This window comes from Spiroplasma turonicum (assembly GCF_001262715.1).
GTDB lineage: Bacteria > Bacillota_I > Bacilli_A > Mycoplasmatales > Mycoplasmataceae > Spiroplasma_A > Spiroplasma_A turonicum.
In genome coordinates this window covers 870115-890819 of record NZ_CP012328.1, presented here as the reverse complement: position 1 = coordinate 890819, position 20705 = coordinate 870115, and the positions used below count along the sequence as shown (strand labels likewise).

At 21.3% G+C, this 20705-nt stretch carries 14 protein-coding genes; 7 read left to right on the top strand and 7 right to left on the bottom strand.

Annotation, left to right across the window (positions count from 1 at the left end; translation table 4 throughout):
* Positions 1 to 81 precede the first annotated feature (81 nt).
* Together STURON_RS03895 and STURON_RS03890 are read left to right on the top strand one after the other, a co-directional pair.
* Positions 82 to 1098 carry a hypothetical protein gene (locus STURON_RS03895; RefSeq protein WP_144416198.1) on the top strand — a complete coding sequence of 339 codons (1017 nt, stop codon included), beginning with the start codon at positions 82 to 84 and terminating at the stop codon, positions 1096 to 1098.
* A gap of 42 nt (positions 1099 to 1140) precedes the next feature.
* Entirely contained in the window at positions 1141 to 1605 is a 465-nt protein-coding gene (locus STURON_RS03890; RefSeq protein WP_075048575.1) for a hypothetical protein, read from the top strand.
* A 23-nt stretch (positions 1606 to 1628) separates the two neighbouring features.
* On the opposite strand, the gene STURON_RS03885 is transcribed toward STURON_RS03890, so the two are convergent.
* The 5 genes from STURON_RS03885 to STURON_RS03865 form a co-directional block, all read right to left on the bottom strand.
* Complete coding sequence (locus STURON_RS03885; protein ID WP_075048574.1) at positions 1629 to 3962, bottom strand: hypothetical protein; 2334 nt, start codon at positions 3960 to 3962, stop codon at positions 1629 to 1631.
* 88 nt (positions 3963 to 4050) lie between these two features.
* Complete coding sequence (locus tag STURON_RS03880) at positions 4051 to 6411, bottom strand: hypothetical protein (RefSeq protein ID WP_075048573.1); 2361 nt, start codon at positions 6409 to 6411, stop codon at positions 4051 to 4053.
* A gap of 48 nt (positions 6412 to 6459) precedes the next feature.
* On the bottom strand, positions 6460 to 7188 hold the full coding sequence (locus STURON_RS03875) for a hypothetical protein (RefSeq protein ID WP_075048572.1): 729 nt from the start codon (positions 7186 to 7188) through the stop codon (positions 6460 to 6462).
* A gap of 176 nt (positions 7189 to 7364) precedes the next feature.
* Positions 7365 to 9680 carry a hypothetical protein gene (locus tag STURON_RS03870; protein ID WP_075048571.1) on the bottom strand — a complete coding sequence of 772 codons (2316 nt, stop codon included), beginning with the start codon at positions 9678 to 9680 and terminating at the stop codon, positions 7365 to 7367.
* Positions 9681 to 9736: 56 nt separating this feature from the next.
* Positions 9737 to 10465, bottom strand: coding sequence for a hypothetical protein (locus tag STURON_RS03865; RefSeq protein WP_144416197.1), 729 nt, complete (start codon positions 10463 to 10465; stop codon positions 9737 to 9739).
* Positions 10466 to 10570: 105 nt separating this feature from the next.
* Here STURON_RS03865 and STURON_RS03860 point away from each other — a divergent pair, with 105 nt between their 5' ends.
* Together STURON_RS03860 and STURON_RS03855 are read left to right on the top strand one after the other, a co-directional pair.
* The gene (locus STURON_RS03860) at positions 10571 to 10849 is read left to right on the top strand and encodes a SemiSWEET family sugar transporter (RefSeq protein ID WP_075048569.1); all 279 of its coding nucleotides are present in this window, start codon (positions 10571 to 10573) and stop codon (positions 10847 to 10849) included.
* A gap of 145 nt (positions 10850 to 10994) precedes the next feature.
* On the top strand, positions 10995 to 12503 hold the full coding sequence (locus STURON_RS03855) for a DUF2130 domain-containing protein (protein WP_075048568.1): 1509 nt from the start codon (positions 10995 to 10997) through the stop codon (positions 12501 to 12503).
* Between the two features lie 38 nt (positions 12504 to 12541).
* Here the strand turns inward: STURON_RS03855 and STURON_RS03850 are convergent, their stop codons facing one another.
* Both STURON_RS03850 and STURON_RS03845 read right to left on the bottom strand, forming a co-directional pair.
* Positions 12542 to 13993 (bottom strand): hypothetical protein, encoded by a 1452-nt coding sequence (locus STURON_RS03850; protein ID WP_075048567.1) that lies wholly within the window; start codon positions 13991 to 13993, stop codon positions 12542 to 12544.
* 121 nt (positions 13994 to 14114) lie between these two features.
* The gene (locus tag STURON_RS03845) at positions 14115 to 14672 is read right to left on the bottom strand and encodes a DNA-3-methyladenine glycosylase I (RefSeq protein ID WP_075048566.1); all 558 of its coding nucleotides are present in this window, start codon (positions 14670 to 14672) and stop codon (positions 14115 to 14117) included.
* 171 nt (positions 14673 to 14843) lie between these two features.
* Here STURON_RS03845 and STURON_RS03840 point away from each other — a divergent pair, with 171 nt between their 5' ends.
* The 3 genes from STURON_RS03840 to STURON_RS03830 all read left to right on the top strand — a co-directional run bounded on the left by STURON_RS03840 (position 14844) and on the right by STURON_RS03830 (position 19828).
* On the top strand, positions 14844 to 17882 hold the full coding sequence (locus tag STURON_RS03840) for a DEAD/DEAH box helicase family protein (RefSeq protein WP_075048565.1): 3039 nt from the start codon (positions 14844 to 14846) through the stop codon (positions 17880 to 17882).
* A gap of 672 nt (positions 17883 to 18554) precedes the next feature.
* Entirely contained in the window at positions 18555 to 19088 is a 534-nt protein-coding gene (locus STURON_RS03835; protein ID WP_075048564.1) for a hypothetical protein, read from the top strand.
* A gap of 359 nt (positions 19089 to 19447) precedes the next feature.
* Positions 19448 to 19828, top strand: a complete 381-nt coding sequence (locus STURON_RS03830; protein ID WP_075048563.1) for a hypothetical protein — start codon at positions 19448 to 19450, stop codon at positions 19826 to 19828.
* The last annotated feature ends 877 nt before the right edge of the window (positions 19829 to 20705 follow it).

The following is a 20705-nucleotide window of genomic DNA, read 5'->3' as shown; positions in this document are numbered from 1 at the left end:
GTAGGTTTAATGCAATAGTTTTTTAATATAAATATCAAGTTTATATTTATATTTGGTATTATAAACTTATGAAGGGAATTAATGATGGAAGATAGTATAATTGATGATTTAATAGATAGTGAGTTTAAAGAAGATAAAGAATTTGAAAATTTATTAAAAGTTATAAATAGATTAATAATTTTTAGAATATTAATATTAATAATTGGAGTATTACTATTATTAGGTGGTCTTTTAAAGTATACTTTATTTGACTTAAAAACAAACCAAAAAAATAATTTAACAATTAATATGATTATATCTTTTTTGATTATTGGAATAGGTTTTATATTAATTGTAATTTATGGTTTGTCTAGGTTTTATAATTTTGGTTTTTTTAATTCATTTAAAAAAATTGCTAACTTACAATTTAAAAATGATCGAATGACAAGGCTTTATAACGGAATATTATTCAATTCAAGCTATTCAAATTTGATTAATGATATTAAGTTTATTTATAACAACTCTACTATAAGCTTTTATTCAAATGAGAGAAAATTTAATAATACTAGTTTTGATGATAAAAAAAATAGTGTTAATAATATTATTTTTAATTTTAAAAATAAAAATTCATTATTTTTTATAAATGATCCTTATAAGACAGTTCGTTCAAATGGTAAAACAACTCGTGTGGATTATACTATTATTTATGAACTTTATTATAAAAATGATAAATTTGATGAAAGTTATAATAATATTGTTGTATCAAAAGGGACCAAATTTGATAAAAACTATCAAACAGAATCGGAATTATTTAATAGAAAATATGATATAAATCTAAAATCAAATGATATTAGAGCAGCAATGTTTTTAACTCCAAAGTTGATCGATAAATTAATGAGTATAGAAAATGATGATAACTTTCATAAGTTAAGTATATATAATAACTTTCATGTAGTACATAAAAAAAAGTCTACAAGAATAAATGATTATCCACTAGGTGTTATTGAGTATAAAAGTATAAATAGTTATAAAGAGTTTAAAAAGAGATTATCAAAAAAACTTAAAAGGGATTTAAATTTAATAATTAATTCATTAGTGTATGTTGAAAGTATTTATTAATAAATACAATTAATTTATAATTAATATATAGGAGAATATAATATGAAAATAAATGGATTATGTAAGGGTGGAGCAATTGTAGTTATAGTAATAAGTTCTATAGTTATACTTTATGGTTCTTTAAATGCAATTTCTGCTATGGCAATTGAAAGTACAATAGAAAAAATGAAAGAGGATTATAAAAATAATGAAGAACAATTTGAAAAATTTGCAACATATACAAGGATGATGGCACGTATTTCACTTGGAATTTGCATATCTTTTGTAATTTTAGCATTATTAAACATAATTTTATCATCATTGCTTTTATCGGGTAAAGTAAAAGTTAGAATATGAGCAGGTGTTTTTGGTTTGTTCACTAGTCTTTTAGTAGGAGGAATTTTAATATTAGTAGGTAAAGCAGAAACTAAAACTATTGATGAAATGGCAAATAAAAATAATGAACCAATTACACCAATTTTTGAAAATGATTCAAATGTTAATAATAGTTCAAATTATGATTTATAAAAAAAACTCTGTTAAGAGTTTTTTTAATATATATTATAGAATTCCTCACCATTTTCATTTGTACATTTAATGTCAGTGACAATTCAATGAGGTGTGTCAGAGTTTTTACTAATATTTTCTCAAATGATTTTGTAAGTATTTTTAACTTTTTTATAATTTTCGCCTTTTCCATCATATTCTATTAGATCTTTATCTTCATAACCTAAGAGGCTTTTACCCAAAACTATTCCTGATTTTCTTTTAGAATCAATTTTATCAGTTAAATTATTATTTTTTAAAAATTTTTGTTGATGATCAACTTTTGTTTGATAAGGGTTAAAATTTTCAGGTACATCAATTTTTGTTAATTGATTAGATGCATTAGAATCAGAGTCACCATTTCCTGTATATTCTAGAGTAAACTCTATTTTACCTCCCAATTCTGTTGGATCTGTTGAAGATATATTCTTGTTAGTCATTTTTCAATATTTATCATCATAAATATATTGCAAGGCTTGTTCATGAACTAATTGCATTGAATCATTGGTGCTTTTTTTAAAGAATTCAAACAGGTCTTTTAACTCATTGACACCAGGTATTCCAGTATTAGTTAATAATTGATTATAATTTTTGAAGAAACTATCATCAATATATTTTTTATTTGAATAATCATAACCCAGGTTTTTAATCAAAGTTTGTTTTTGTTTTCTTGTTAAATCTGATACAGATTTATTTTTATAATCATTATTTTTATCAATGGACTTAACTAATTCCATACTTTCATTACTTGATAACCCATCAAACGCACTACCAATTAAATTTAATAGATTTATTGCACCTGATGCATCTTCTTTAATCATTGCTTTTCAACCATCTTCTCCAACACCCCCAAAGTCAAACCCAGATATATTAGCTTTAATAATTAAATTATAATTTGTCTTAAAAGGTGAATCATCATCTAAAAATAGTAAATTTGCAAATTCTTTTTTATCATCATCACTTAATTGAGATTGAAAACTTTTTAACTCAAGTAAAAAATCAGATATATTTTTCAAATTTTTTAATGGTTCAGATTCATTTTCAGATTGACTATATAGTCTAATTGTTTTAATTTTTTCAATACTACTTTCAATTGTTGATGAAATTTTTAAACTAGTTAATAATTTAGAATCAATTGGGTCACTATGATTAATTTTAGTATTTAAAACTTCTTCATTAAAATTTTTAGATTTCAAATAATTATATATTTTTGAATCTTTATTTTGTATAGTGTTTATTGAAGATATAGAATTAATTAATAAACTAAATGCTACAGCTTGCATTATTAAATCACTAGTTCTACTACTATCTATTAATAATGGAGTAATGTAATTAGATAAAGTTAGTAGTGATTCAGCTCCAAAATCAGATTCATTAACTGATTCTAAAAGAGAAGACATATTATTTATGTATCCTTTCATATTTAAACTACCTGCAGTATTTGCGATCATTGAACCAGTTTTATTAAATAATATACCATTAATCTTTGATGAGAAGTCATTATTTTTAAGATTAGCAGCTTCAAAAGTATTACTTTCGCTTAATTTTTCAGTAACACTATTATTTGCAATTTTAAGTCCATTTTTAGTTCCTTTACCACTTGAGATAATGGAGTTGTAATATAAATAACCACTACCATTTGTACCACCTGTTTTATCAATTGAACTTGATTGAGGACTTGTTGTTCCATTTGTATCACCAGGAAATGCACCATCATAGCCTTTATCTAATAGATAATTTGTCAAGGCACCTGTATCTTGAATTGCTCAAGCTAAATTTCGTCTACTTTGATTTTCTGAAAGTTTTAATTCTTTATCTAATCCTGCAAGTATTCCCATTTCATTGTTACTTGATTTATTAAAACCAGTATGCCCATATTCATCAAATGAATCTTCAAAATAACCATTATTAATAAAGTTTTCATAAAATGAATCATCATACATTCCCATTAAATAACTTGCAAATACACCTGAATAATTATCATTATTTATTTTATTTAAGTTTGGCTCTAATAAGTTTTTAAAAGAATTAATTTTTGTATTAAAATTTATATTTTGATTCTTATATTTATAAGCTACTGGCATCATTAAAGCAGTAGGGATAGGAGTTAAATACATTGAAAGTATTTCATTTAAATTATAATTTAGATTTTCATGTCTACTTGCTAAAATAAACCTTGACATTATTTCAGCTCCATCTAGCATTTCTTTTTGTAAATCTGTAGTTATATTTGCATCATTGTTTTCATTGTCATTACTTTTCTTTCCACATGCAACAACTGATATTGTTGGCGTTGTAAAAAAAATTACTGCTGCTAATATTTTAGTTAGTTTATTCATATTATCCTCATTCTAAAAGATATTAATTTTTACCTTATTATTATAAACAAATATTAATAAAAAGAGTTTTCATTCACCTTATCATTTATTAATATATGTTATAGAATTCTTCACCATTTTCATTATATGATTTAACATCAACAATAACTCAATAAGGATTGTCAGAACTATTGCTTATGTTTTGTCACACTAATTTATATTTATGTTTTACATTCTTATATTTTTCACCCTTACCGTCATAATTGATTAACCCGTTATCATCAAGATTAAGTTTTTCTTTACCAAGTACTTTACCTGAAACCTTATTTTTATCTACTTGGCTATTTAATTCTTCATTATTTAAAAATTCTTTTTGATGTTCAAGTTTTGTTTGATATGGATTAAAGTTATCTGGAACATCTATTTTAGTAGTTTGTAAGTCAGCGTTTGATTCTGCATCTCCAATACCATTGTACTCTAATGTAAATTCCATTTTAGCATTTAATTCTGATGGATCAGTGGCATTTAAAGTTATACCAGTTGTTTTTCAATATTTGTCATCATAAATATATTGCAATACTTGTTCGTGTAAAGGTTTCATAGATTCATTAGTACTATTTTTTAAATAGACTAATAATTCATTTAATTCTTTTACACCAACATTATCATAGTTTTTTAATTGATTATAAGAATTATATAAAATTGAGTCCTTTGTATATTTTTTTTCTGATGAGTCATAACCTAATCTTTTAATTAAATTTAGTTTTTGTTTTCTTGTTAAATCACTAATGTTTTTGTTTTTAAAATTTTCATCGTTAGAAATATTTTCATAGATTTCCTTAGTGTCAATATTAGCTAACTTGTTATAAGTAGTTGACAATAAATTAAGTAAATTTGAACCTCCTTCAACTTTTTCACCAACAAGTTGTTTTCAACCATCAACTCCGATACCTCCAAGACTTCCCACAAAAAAAATATTTGCATCAATTATTAACGAATAAGATTTATAAAATGGTGATTTTTTATATATAAAAAAATCATTTTTAAACTTTTCAATTAATTCTTGGTTTTTTAGATTTACTTGGAATTTAGAAAATTCTTTTAATAAGTCTGATATGTTTTTTAAGTTTTCAATAGGGTCTATTTTTTCTAAGTTTTCTTTATAAATATTTGTAATTTTTGCTGTTTCAGGATTCGGAAACATAAGTTGGGAAGAAGATATTGCTTCACTAAAACTGTAACTACTATTTAATAATGTTTCATTAAAACCATTTTCTATTAAAAATGTTTTTAAATTGTCATTACTTAAAATATTTTTTAATGCTTCTTGAACATTTAATAATAAACTTAAAGCCACTAATTGTATTCTTGTATTAGAAGTATCTTCTTTTTTGACTAAAAATGGTGTAAAGTAATTTGTTGCATTTATTAAGGCCTCAGCTCCAAAATCTGATTCATCAACATTATCTAACATTGATGAAAAGTTATTTATATAACCCTTTAAATTTAAACTTCCTGCAGTATTTGCAATCATTGAACCAATTTTATTAAATGACATATTATTAATTTTTGATGAGAATTCATTATTTTTAAGATTAGCAGCTTCAAAAGTATCATTTATACTTAATTTATCAATTATTGTTTTTTTTGAGCTAATAGCATTATATGAGCCTTTTCCTTTGGAAACAACTGAATTGTAATATAAATAACCACTACCATTAGTCCCACCTTTTTTATCATTAGAAGCACTTTTAGGACTACTTGTTCCGTTTGTATCTCCTGGATAAGAACCATCATAACCTTTATTTAGTAGATAGTTTGTAAGTGCACCAGTATCTTGAATTGCTCAAGATAGATTCTTTCTATTTTCTTCTTCTGAAAGTTTTAAGTCTTTATCAAAACCAGCAAGAATTCCAAGTTCATTATCTGATTTTTTATTAAATCCTTTTCCACCTGTTTTATTAAATGAATCTTCAAAATACTCATCTTTTAAGAAATTATTGTAAAAATCATTATTATACATTCCCATTATATAACTTGCAAATACACCTGAATAATTATCATTATTTATTTTATTTATTGATGGAGCTAATAGACTTCTATACTTTTCAAGTTTTGAAGCAAAATTAATTTCATTGTCTTTATATTTGTAAGTTACTGGCATCATCATGGCAGTTGGAATAGGGGTTAAATACATTGAAAGTATTTCATTTATATTGTAATTTAAGTTTTCATGTCTTCCTGAAACTATCATTTTTGATAAAAAACTTGCTCCATCTACCATTTGATTTTGTAATTCAGTTAAATCATTTGGTAAGTTAGGATCAATTGGGTTATTTGGGTCTTCATTTCCATTACCATTATTTTTATCAGAATCTTTTGATTTGTCTTTATTGCCACATGCAACTACTGTTGAAATAGGGGTAGCAAAAAAAGTTAGAACTGCTAGTGTTCGTATTAATTTTTTCATTTTATTTCATCTCCTCTAATTTTTATTTTTAAAATAATTAAATAAAAATTAAGGTATTGAAACTCATTTATAATAAGAATTGTTTTGAACTATTTTGTAATATATATTTGATAAAAAATACTCTTTAAATAGTTTAATTTTAAAAATCACTAAAACAATTTCTTTTTGTATTAATAAAAAACTGAGAATTAAAAAAATTTCTATTAATCTAGAAAGTCTCTTTTTAGTTAATATAACTAAAGAAATTATAAATTTTTTCAAATAATTATTGAATATTTTGAATGCGTTATACATATTTATTGCAATAGCATAACTTATAAAAATGTTTATCATAAATATTAAACATAATATATAAAGTATAATTATATTCATTTTAAATAAATTTTTATAATATTCATTTGAATTATGATTTATTTTAAATTTATTCAAAGTTTCACTAATATTAATTAACTGTTCGACACTTGTATTAATTATCAATAAAGACAATAAAAAAATTATTATAATTATAAATAAGTTTATAAAGAATATATTTTTAATTATGTTTTTGTTATTAATTGAAATAGTATTAACATTTTTATAAATATTTTTTAATAACTTAATTCTAAAAACTAAACATAAAAACATAATAAAAATATCAAAATATATTAGTACATTTATAAGATTAGATGTTCCATTTTCAAAACCACATATATTTGTTAAAAACAAAACTATCATAAAAATATATAGTATATCTTTTTTAATTGAGATTTTATTTGTGTCTAAGTTTCTTTTGTTCATATATTAATTATACATAAAATTATAGGGTTGCTATAATATTGAAACACTTATGTTTTATTTTTAAATTTATATATTTCTTTTATAAAATCGACATAAAAAAACATATTCTTTACTTTATGAATTATATTCAAGACAGCATGTAGAATATGTTATTAATCAATTTAAAATTATTATTTTTAATATATGTTATAGAATTCTTCACCATTTTCATTATATGATTTAACATCAACAATAACTCAATAAGGATTGTCGGAACTATTACTTATGTTTTGTCATACAATATTATATTTATGTTTTACATTTTTGTATTTTTCACCTTTACCATCATAATTAATTAACCCATTATCATCAAGATTAAGTTTTTCTTTACCAAGTACTTTACCTGAAACTTTATTTTTATCTACTTGGCTATTTAATTCTTCATTTTTTAAATAATCTTCTTGATGGCTAAGTTTTGTTTGATAAGGATTAAAGTTATTTGGAACATCAATTTTAGTAGTTTGTAAGTCAGCGTTTGATTCTGCATCTCCAATACCATTGTACTCTAATGTAAATTCCATTTTAGCATTTAATTCTGATGGATCAGTGGCATTTAAAGTTACATTTGAAGTTTTTCAATATTTGTCATCATATATGTATTGTAATGCCTTATTGTGAACTTCATTCATCGCATCATTTAAACCTTCTTTTAAATACTTAAATAAGTCGTTTATTTCTTTAACTCCTTCTTTGTTAGTATCTTTTAATGAATTATAGTAGTTTTTAAAGAAAGAGTTTTCAGTATATGTTTTTTCATTGTAATCATATCCTAATTCTTTAATTAGTTTCATTTTTTCAGTTCTACTTAAATCAGAAATTGCTTTATTATTATATATTTCGTTATTTGAAACACTTAATAATAATTCTTTAGTTTCGTTTTTTGATAAATCATTATAAACATTTGATAATAGGGATAATAAATTTGTAGCACCTTCGGCTTTTTTGCCTACTAATTTTACTCATGATTCTTGACCAATACCTTTAATTGTTAATGCACCATTAATAATAAGTCCATATGAATCATTAAATATTGAATCTTCTCCAGTGTATAATTCCACCAATAGTTTATTTATGTCTTCTTCATTTGTTAATGATTTTTGTAATTTAGCTAATTCGTTAAGAAATTTTGATACATTTTTAAGATTATCTAATGGACTTACTTCAGAGTTTTCATCTCTGTCGTAAAGTCTTGTTATTTTTGCCTTATTATATTTTGGTTCTATAAAACCTGGAATACCAAAATCACCTGCTCCAATTTCATCAAACTTAGAGAAAGTTATGTTTAGCGTATTTTCATCAAAACCTTTATTTTTTAAAAACAATTTAAAGTCTTCATTTTCTTGAATATCTTTAATTACATTTTGAATATTTTGAATCATACTTGTAGCTATTAATTGCATCATAGTGTATGAAGTATCACCTTTTTTAATTAAAAGTGGAGTCATATAATTTGATACATTTAATAATGCTTCTGCTCCAAAATCACTTTCACTTACAGCATCAATTATAGATGAGAAATTATTTATATATCCTTGAACATTTAAGTTTCCTGCAGTATTTGCAATCATTGAACCGGTTTTATTAAATGATAAACCATTAATTTTTGAAGAGTAATCTTTTTTTGTTATATTAGCTTTTTCAAAAACATTAGTTTCATCTATTTTGTCTTTTAATTCTTTTTTAATTTTATTTGCATTATATGAACCTTTTCCTTTGGAAACAACTGAATTGTAATATAAATAACCACTACCATTAGTCCCACCTTTTTTATCATTAGAAGAACTTTTAGGACTACTTGTTCCATTTGTATCTCCTGGATAAGAACCATCATAACCTTTATCTAGTAGATAGTTTGTTAGTGCACCAGTATCTTGAATTGCTCAAGCTAGATTTTTTCTATTTTCTTCTTCTGAAAGTTTTAAGTCTTTATCAAAACCAGCAAGGATTCCAAGCTCATTATCTGATTTTTTATTGAATCCTTTTCCACCAGTTTGATTAAAAGAATCTTCAAAATAACCATTTTTTAAAAAGTTATTATAGAAATCATTGTCATACATTCCCATTACATAACTAGTAAATATCCCTGAATAATTATCATTATTTATTTTATTTATTGAAGGTGCTAATAAGCTTTTATATTTATTTAGTTTTGTTGTGAAATTAATGTCTTCATTATTAAACTTATAGTTAACTGGCATCATTAATGCAGTTGGAATAGGGGTTAAGTACATTGATAAAATTTCATTTACATTATAATTCAGGTTTTCATGTCTTCCTGATAATATCATTTTTGATAAAAAACTTGCTCCATCTAACATATCATTTTGCAGATCAGTTAATGTTTTTTCGTTGTTTGACCCTGTATTTTTTTCTTTTTTACCACAAGCAACAACTGATGTTACTGGGGTTGATAAAAAAGTAAGGGCAACAAGTGTTCTTATTAATTTTTTCATTTAAAATCCTCCTCGTAATATATAATTAAAATTTAAAAAAATTAAATATATTTTACTTAAGGTATTACGCTCCATTTATAAAAAGAATATATTCTATTTATCTTATAAAATACTTTTACTATAAATATATTTTTAAACAATTTTAATATTTGAATTAAATAATCTTTTATTTCAATTAAAATGTAAGTTTCTAATTTATAAACAAGTAAAATAAGCTTTAATAATGTATTTTTTGTTAAAATAATTATTCTTTTAACTAATTTTCTAATATTATTATTTAAAATTTTAATCAAGTTATAAACATTTATTGTAATTGCATAACCAGTAAATAAACATATTGATAATATTAAACATACAAAATAAATTAAAACTTTATTAATAACAAATACTTCTTTAAGTTTTTTTCAATGAGCTTTTTTTAAATTTAATTTAAAAATTGTATCTTTCATATCTATCATTTGATTAATGCTTATTGAAGCAATTAAAATAATAGTAAGGGATATAATTAATAAAAAACATAAGTTTGCTAATAATAACTTTTGTATTAAAGTTCTATTATGATAATCATAACAATTTTTGCCTGTATATAGTTTGTTTAATGATTTTAAAGTAATAATTAAACTTAAAAAAATAATGAATATGTCAAAATATATTATTGCATTTATATAGCTTAAATTTCTTAAATTTAAAACAAAAATATTTGCAATAAAACTTAGTATTCCAACCATTAAACAAAAGTCTTTTTTGTTAAGTTGTATTTTGACAAATAAATTATTTTTATTCATAATATAATTATACATAAATTATAAGTTATCTAGTATAAATGATTTTGTGAATTAAATAATTTAATTAAAACTTAATATTTATAATTTAATAATGGGAGAGTAGCAATGAATTTAGCAATAGAAATAATTGGTTGAATGGGTTTTACAACAAGTTTATTAATGTTATTACCACAAGTTTTTAAGGTAATAAAAACAAGAGATACTAAATCATTATCTTTGTTTATGTTTATATTAACTTTTTTAAACGCTTTAATATGATTTTCTTTTGGTTTATTGACAAAAAGTATGCAGTTATATATTGCAAATGCTTGTGCAATGACTGCAAGTATAATCATAATAGTTTATATAATAATAAATTTAATTAAATCTAAAAAACCTCAATAATAAATATATTATAATTATTTATTTGTAGTATACTATAAGTGGAATTAATTATTATAAAAGATACTTTGGGGGATAAGTTACTTCTGCTTAAATACTTACTTGTAATAATAATTCTATAAATAAAATAGAAAGGTAGTGAATAAAAATGACATTCGTTTTTGAATGCCCAAATTGTCATTATAAAATTACAGATGTTGATTTTAAACAAGATGAAAGAATACTATCTAGTTTAAAAACAATATTTGATAATCATAAAGATGAATATATTAAAAATATTAAAAGTGAATTAGTTGCTGAAATTAATAAACAACAAACTACTGAGTTTGATAAAAAACTAGCAATCAAAGAAAATGAATTTAATTTAAAAATTCAAGAAGAAAAAGACAAATTAAATAAAATAATAAATGATCAATTAATTGAGTTAAACAATAATAAAAATAACTTAAAATTATTAGAAAATGAAATACAAATATCAATTACAAAAGAAAAGCAAAAAGAAATAGATGCTTTAAAAGAAAATATAGCAAGTTTAAATTCAATAATAAAAAATAATGAATTAGAATCTCAAAAATTAGTTGCAGAAAAAATTAATGAACTAAATATATTAAAACAAAAAGAATTAGATGAATTAAACAATAAATTAACTGCACAAACAATTGAATTAAGTAATAGTAAATCAACTTTACAATCAATTCTTGATAAAAAAGTTTTAGAAATAACTAATAATAAACAAAAAGAAATAGACAATCTTAAAGAAGAAATTAAGAAACTTGAAATCTTGGTTCAGAATAATAAGTCTGAACTTAATTCAACTGTGTTAAAAAAAGAAAATGAGTTACAAAAAATAATAACTGAATTAAAAGCTGAATTATCTAATAGTAATAATTTATTAGAAAAAGAAATTGCTAAAAAAGAAGCTGAGTTTATTAAAAAACTTCAAGAAGAAACTGCTAAATATCAAAATGAAATCAATATTAATAATAAACAAATTAAAGAACTTGAAATGGCAAATATGGCCAATAAAGTTATACAAAATAAAATTAAAGGAGAAAACTTTGAACATGATGTCTATGGTGAACTTTTAAAGGTTTTTGAAGATGACAAAGTAATCAAAATAACTTCACAAGATAAAAAAGCAGATTATTTACAAGAAGTTATTTTAGATAATAAAACAATAGGTAAAATAGTTTATGAAGTAAAAAACGCAGAGTGAAGCAATGTTTGAGAAAAAAAATTAATTGAAGACATGGCTAAACAAGGATCAAAATACGGAATACTTGTAGCAACTTCATTTAATAAAAAATATCCTGGAATACCTTTTAAAAAATCTGATATAAGCCAAAATATTTATATTTGTGATGCAGATAGTTTTATATTTATTGGTCAAATTATAAGAAGTATAATTAAATTAGAACATAAATTTGAAATGCAAAAAAATATAACAGATTATGATGAAAAAATTAAAGGATTTAATAGTTGAAAAGAAGTACATTTACCAAAATTATTAAAAATATGTGAAGATAGTTTTGAAAGAATTAAAGATAGCGAGCAAAGTATAATTAAAAAAGTTGATGAGATTAGAATAGCTAGAGAAAAAATGCAAAACAATGCTTTACATAATATAAGAGTTTATATTGAAGAATTAAATTTTTAAATAAAAGACCAGTTTATTAAACTGGTCTTTTTATTTAATTAATGTTTTAGCTTGTAAAACTCTTCTACTATATTTTTATATTTATTAACAACTGTCATATCAATTTTTAATTTTTTTTCTTTATTAATATCAGGGTGGTTTTTTTTAGCAAATAATCTATAATTTTTTTTAAATTGATCATAGCTTGTATCTAATGTCAACCCAAAATAATCAAAAGCTTCCAATAATGATTTATCATTGATATTTCCTATAGAATTTCCTTTTATGTAATTAATATATTTGTTGTAGAGTTTTTCAAATATAGCATTTAAAAATTCATTGTAATAACTTTCACCATAATCAATTAAACTTGAGATATTATAAAACTCTTTAAACTTATTAATTTCAAACTTTCTCAATTTATTATATAACATGCACAAAAAGTCATTCAAATAATCTGATGTTAATTTCAATAAAATTTTACACATTTCAAAGTCTTCTAATATGTTAATTTTATATTTATTATTAACAACTCTCAAATTGTAATCAATTGTAATTGATATATTACTTGCAAGTTTATAATAAGCAGCTTTAAATATTAATCTATTATATATAGATAAATTAATATAATAAAATGATTGAGTTATATCTTTTATATAAAATGGGTATAATATAATTTCATGTCTTTCATCACCAATATAAATCATAAATTCATTAGTATTAGTATATTTTTTTAACTCTATAAAGTGTTCATTATAAGTGTAATTGCTTATAATTTCTTCTAATTCTGTATTTTGTAGAACTACTAAATTATCAAACTCTTTTTTTCATTCAACTTTTTTTAACAAGTTGAATTTCTCATATGTTATAAATTTATGTTTTAAATAATAACTATAAGATTTTCTTATACTTGATAGTTCTTTTTCATTAAATTTTATTGCTTTTTTATCTTTAATAAATAACAAATGTTTGTAAAATTTTAATTGTTTATCGTAACTAAAAAAATCTATTATTAGAAGAAAGACACTAATTAAAAATGTTGTTGTAAAGCAAATTAATGCAATGTTAATAATATTTAATATTTTTTTTAAAAAACTTATATCATAATATTTATTATCATTTCAATTTTCAAAGGTTATGTTATAACTATCATCTAAAATATATATAAAGTAACTTATTATTAATGCAGCTAAAATAAAATATAAAGTATAAGTTGCATTTAAAAAATAATAGGTTTTATTTTTAAAATATTTTTTAAAAATAAAGTTAAAAAAATACATTATTGAAGTTAATACGTATAATGCAGTTGATATTAATAACATTAACAATAAATAATGTAAGTAGTATTTTATATTTTCTGGACTATCACTTTCGATATTTAAGTTCGTATCAGTTAAATGAAATAAATTATTACTAAATAGATTGTAACTGTATGAAACAATAATAAGTATTCATCATAAACTTAACAGTATAAGCAAAAAAATACCCTTAACTAACTTATATTTGTACAATTTATTAATCCTCCATAAATACACTAATATTATAACACATTTAATTAATTATTTTAGTAATATATTATAAAGTAATAAAAAAATTATACAACCTTTTTTATTAAAAAGATAAAAAACATCATTAATTAATGTATTTAAAATCACATTTACTAATATGATCATTTATTATTCCTGATGCTTGTAAAAATGAATACATAATAGTTGGACCTATAAATTTAAAACCTTTATTTTTTAAAACTTTTACTAATTTAATAGATAAATCATTATAAGATGGTATTTCATTTTCAAATTTATAGTTATTAATAATAGGGTAGTTATCAATATATTTATTTAAAAAATTGTTAAAATTATTATATTCTTTTAATAAATCAATAAATTTATTAGCATTATTAATAATAGCTAAAATCTTTAAATTATTTCTTATAATATTTTTATTTTCCATTAAAGTTGATATCTTATTTTCCTTATAATTTGAAATTATATTAAAATCAAAGTTATCAAAAGCCTCTTTTAAATATTCTCTTTTATTTAATATTATTTCTCAACTTAATCCTGATTGCATAATTTCTAAACAAAATATTTCAAAAAATTTAGTATCATCATTTTTTAGAACACCTCATTCATTATCATGATAGTTGGTCATTTTTTGACTTATGTTTGATCAATTACATCTTTTCATTTGCACACCATCTAAAAAATACTGTTTTTTTATAATTATATTGTAATATTTATCATTTTAGCTTTTAAATTTTTAATAATATATATATTTTTTTTAACTAAATTATATACTTAAAATGATTTAACTTATAATAGTTATTTTTTTGTTATACTTCTATTGAGGTTAAATTATATGAGTAATAAAGAATGAAAAAGAGGTTTAATAGACATATTATTAACAGAAAATTATAGAGATTTATTTAATGATAAACAAATAGATTCAATCGAAGATGTAGATAACAATTGATTATCAATTCAGTTAAGTAATTATATTAAGATACGTCTAGATTCAATCGATAATATAAATGATAAATTAAATTTAATGAATAATATTTTAAAATTAGTATCAGATGAGCAATTTATAAGCTTGAGAGCAAAAACTATCGGCATTGAGCTTGAAAATTATATTAGTAATTTAAGTAAAAACAAGTTAATATCCAAAAAAATATGAAATGAATTAGAAAAAGAATTTTTAAGCTCGGAATTCGTTTATATTATTTCGCCATTTATAAGCGCAGAAATGGTTTATAGATTAGAAATCTTTTTAAATGAATCTAAATTTGAACGTTTTAAAATTATTATAATAACAACTACTTATGATGGACAAGCTAAGTTTTTAGCAATTGAACAGTTAGTTGAGCTAGAAAAAAAATATAAATCAAAATTTGAAGTTTACATTGAAAATTTATATACAAAATCAAACACTAGGTTACATATAAAAGCTTATTACTTTAACAGAAGTAACAAGTTTAGTAGTTTATATATTGGAAGTAGTAATTTTACAAAAACTGGTCAAATAGCTGGAAAAGAATATAATGTTAAAATTAGTGAATTTAAAGAACCAGAACTTATAAAACAGTTTTTATTTGACTTCAATACACTTTTAAATGACAACTCTTTTATTAAAATTAATGATGAAGTTAGGATAAATGAATTATTAAATTTACAAAGAGAAACAGACTTTATAATTAAAGAACAAAAATTATTAACTATAAATAATAATAATAATAATATTGAAAATAAGTCTTTTAATGAAGTTAATTATAAACCTTTTGAATATCAAAATAATATTATAAATGTAGTTATAAATAGAATAAAAAATTTACAAAAAATTAAGCACTTACTTGTTATGGCTACTGGAACAGGAAAAACTGCAACGATAGCTTTTATATATAAGGAACTATTAAGTTTTATTAAAATAAATTCTTTTATATATGTTGCACCATCAAAAGAAATATTAGATCAGGCTTTAAAAACATTTCGTAATATACTAGGGAATGATACTTTTGGAATTGATTTATATGATAGCAGAAATAAAGATAAAAATTTAGAGTTTGAAAATTATGTCTTTATAACCAAGGATACTTTGCAAAATAAACTTGAAACCTTAGATAAAAAAAGTTTTGACATTGTTATTTTTGATGAAGCTCATCATATTGAAGCTAAAACATTTAATATAATTTTTGAAACTATAACTAAAAATGCAAAACAAATATTCGGTTTAACAGCAACTCCTGAAAGGACAGATGGTGTTAATATAAATAAATACTTTGATTATGAACATGCATGTGAATTAAGACTGTATGATGCAATTGAAAATGAAATGTTATCTGATTTTGATTATTATTTTATCAAAGATGATTCTATAAATTTGGAAAATATAAGCATAAATGATAAAAAATTTGAGTTAAAATTTAATACTATTGAAAGATATGAGTTTATATATAAAACAATTATAAAAAGATTAGGTAAAAAAAGAACTGATGTACGTGCAATTTTATTTTGTTCATCAACACAAAATGCAATGGAGCTGTCAAATTATTTAATTTCTAAAGGGGAAAGGTCATCTTATATAACTACTCACAACAATTTTGAAAGAGATAAGAATATTGATTTATTTAAAAATTCAGAAATAAACTATCTATGTGTAATGAATATTTTAAACGAAGGTGTAGATATACCCGAAGTTGATGTAATTTTCTTTTTAAGACCGACTACATCATTAATTATTTATTTACAGCAACTTGGTAGGGGTTTACGTAAAAGTTTAGACAAAAGACTTCAAATTTATGATTTTGTAAATAATGTTGATTTAAACATAAATAACAAGTTTAATCCGTTTATGCCATTTTTAAATTTAACAAATAATTTAAAAATTAATATGCTTGAAAAAGTTATTGATAATGTCAATTCTTTTTCACCGGGTAATTCAAATTTTTATTTATCAAATCTTGAAAAAAAAGATTTTTTAAATAAATTAAAAAGGTACGAAAAAAATAATTTGTTTAAATCTATTTTGCAAGAGTATAGAGAAGACGGCTCTTTTGAAGAATATGAGAATTATTTTATAGAAAAAAATGTTGATATATACGATTTTTATTTAAAAAATAAAAAAACTTTTTTTGATGAAAATAACAAAAAAATATCAATATTAAAAGCTTTCTTATTCCCTAACATAAAAGAATTAATAATGGAAATAATTAGTTTTATTGAAACTAAAAAAACTCCAAAAAATAAATTAATTAAAAACATAATTCTTTGATCTTTTTATAACGCACCTTCAAAATCAGATAGTTACTATTATGATTTGGATCAAGCAATTAATAATATTTTTATAACTAATAATAGTATAAATTTAAAAGAAATATTATTTATTTTAAAGTTCAAATTAAAAAATGAAACATTACTATATAATAAATTGTCTGAGGAAGTCGATTCTTTCATAGGTGTAGAATTAAATCACTCACAAATGCAGGCGTTATGTTCTTTAAATATTACAGATAATAATTTTAAAGGGAAAGGTGTTCAAGGTATTATGCATAATAAAGAGTTGAATTTGTTTTGTATTGATGCAAATAGAACTAAATCAAATCTTTTTTCTGATAGTGGAAATTATTTTGATGAAAAGAACAAAATTTTTTATTGAGATACACCTACAAGTTGAAAAATAGACGAAAATTTAATTGATGGTATACAAAAAGAATTTTTAAACTTGGAAAAAAATAAAACATATTTATTTTATAATGATGAAAGTATATCTAGACAAAAAACATTTCTAAATAGAAAGTTCATTGGAAAGGTTACTAATATTATTGAACGTAAGATAATTTATAAAAAAAATGGTAATGCTATAGACAAAAAACTCGTACTTCTTTTAAGTTTAAGTAAATAAATTTGATTCTAATTATTATAAAATTTGTAAAAAGATTATTGAATAGTATTAAATAAATTATTTTTTAATAAATTAATCAACTATCAAATATATAATTAATATTAAATAAATATATTGGTTTTATTAAATATAAATTTTAAATTTTTAAAACTAGTATTTATTTATTGCGACTTAATATATAGTAAACACCAAAAAATTAGGGCATAAAAATATTATCAATATTTTGGTTCGGTAGAAAAATATTTTCAAATTATATGAAATTCAAGAATTTTTTTGATAAAAGTAATAAAAACAGTAAGTGAATATATTATTTTAATAGTAAAAAATAATCTCTTATTAAAGCTTCGATTATTGAAAAATTTAGTTATAACAAAAATTATTTTTCTTATTTTAAAAATATTTAAAATATTAAATAGTTTTTAAAATTACTATATATAAAAAATTAAATACAATTTATGTAATTCAATTATACATATAGATTGATAAGCCAAAATTAAACTATTGTTATAAAGATTTTTGTAAAGTAATTTATTTACAAAAAAGTATTACATCAGTTAATTTTTCATAATAAAACATTTTTTAATGATTTTAAAAAAGAGAATAAACAACCTTAAAGAGACCATATTAGTGATACTTTAAATACTAATATATTCAAAAGAAAGGTTGTTTTTTATGCCAAAAATAATAGATAAAAAGATAAAATTAATAGCTATAAAAAAATTTTTAAGTGGTGAAAAACCGAAGTCAATAAAAGAAGATTTAAATTTAAAAAGTGGCGTTGCTCAGATATATCAATGAGTAAAAAGATATAATATTAATGAATTAGAAAGCGAATTAGATTATTCGCCTTGTGAGGTTAATATTTATATGCAGAAAGATATAGAAAATAAATTACTTAAAAAAGAAAATCAAAAACTCGAAAAAGAGATTAAAAACTTAAAAAAAGAAAAATCGAAAGATAGGGCTAAAATAGAATTTTTGGAAAAGCGCATGCCTTCTTGCATGAATTTATCGAAAGAACAGATGAAGATACAGACAAGTAAGAAGGCTTGAAAAAATGATGCCTATAATATTATTTTTTATGATAACTCAATTGAGCTAAGTATAAAGGATAAATGTAAAGCACTTTTTGTAAATTACTCAAATTATGCTAAGTGAAAAATAAAATATAATGATATTTTATCAAGAGGTAGACAACTAAGTTAAAACGAAAGTATAATAAACGTGCGATTGAATTAATTAATAAGTTCACTAAATTAAATGGTGCTTCAGGCGCTCGCAATGTAAGTTCTTGAATTACGGACAATCATGCAGTTAACATTAGTTATAAAATAGTAAACGAACTAAGAAATAATAAACTTGTAAAATTACCAAAAATTAAGAGAGTTGCAAAAAAATATACTAGTCAAAGGGGCAATGTTGTCCCAGACCTTATTAAAAAAGATTTTAAATCACAATATAATTTTCATAAAATTGGTTTAGATGGTTCTTATTTAGATCTTATAATAAATGGGAAAAAAACAAAAATATTAGGAGAATTTGCATACAATTGATACAATCGAGATATGATTGCTTACAATTTTGATTTCAGTGAGAATTCGCAAGTAGTAAGTAAAACAATTATGGATATTATTAATGTAGTAAGTAATTATAAAGTTGATTATTCAATTATCCAAATGGATAGAGGTACAGCAAACACTTCTAATATAGTTAAAAACATAATTGAATGTTACCCAAATTTTGTTTTATCAATGTCAGAAGCTGGTTTTAAACATAATGCTCCGACAGAATCATTAAATGGTTGATTTAAGGAATGTTTTTTTGCAGAATATGGAAATATATTTCTTAGTATCCAAGAATTTTTAAATAAATTTGATGAATTTATTATTAAAAGAAACTCTTTACAAACTTACATATACAATAAAAAAAGAAGCCAAATAATATAAAATTTTCAGGTCTCTTTAAGGTTGTTTATTCTAAGTAATTAAAATGGTATAAATTTTTAAAGAAAAAATAATTTTATATTAAGTGTGAGATTATATTTGAAAATACTAAAAAAACATAGTAATAAATATATTAAAAATTAAATTATATAAACGCATGAGATTAATTTGTTGAAGTAAATGTAGTTTTAGTTAAACTTTATTCATCTTCACATCCTATTTTTAAATATTTCTATTTAATAGTTAACAAATAATCATAATCTATATTTTTTTAAGTATAGCATTATAAAAATACTTGTTTTTACAGAAAAAAATGCTCTAAATTTTATGATAAAATACAAAAACTTTATCTGTAAAGAGTTAAAAAAATGAAGAAAATAATAAAAAATTGATTAGGTTTTGTCTATTAGGGCTGGAGTACAATTAATTATAATTCGTTATAAATTAAATGAAACTTGTAATTCTTATAGTATATATAATAATTGCAGAGAATTTAAAATAATGAGTCCAAAGTTTAAATAAGAGTTAATTTATATATACTTAAATAAAAAAAGAAAATTTTAGTATCAACAAGTAAGGAAATATTTGAAAATATGTTCATTCTTGCATGACAAAATATTGATGAAATTATTGTAAATGAGCAAGAAAAAATTTTAATTAAGACAAAAACTTAAAATATTATGTAATTTCACAAAGTTATTATTTTGTAATTAATTACGTAATTGAATTAATAGATTAATTATTTATTTTAGTATTCATAAAAAACTTTTTCAAGATTTTAAAAAATATCATATTTATAAAATCCTATTTTTTTAACGAATACAGTTTAAAGTTACAAACTATTAATAATTTTAAAAATCTAATAAATTAGCTAAAGAAA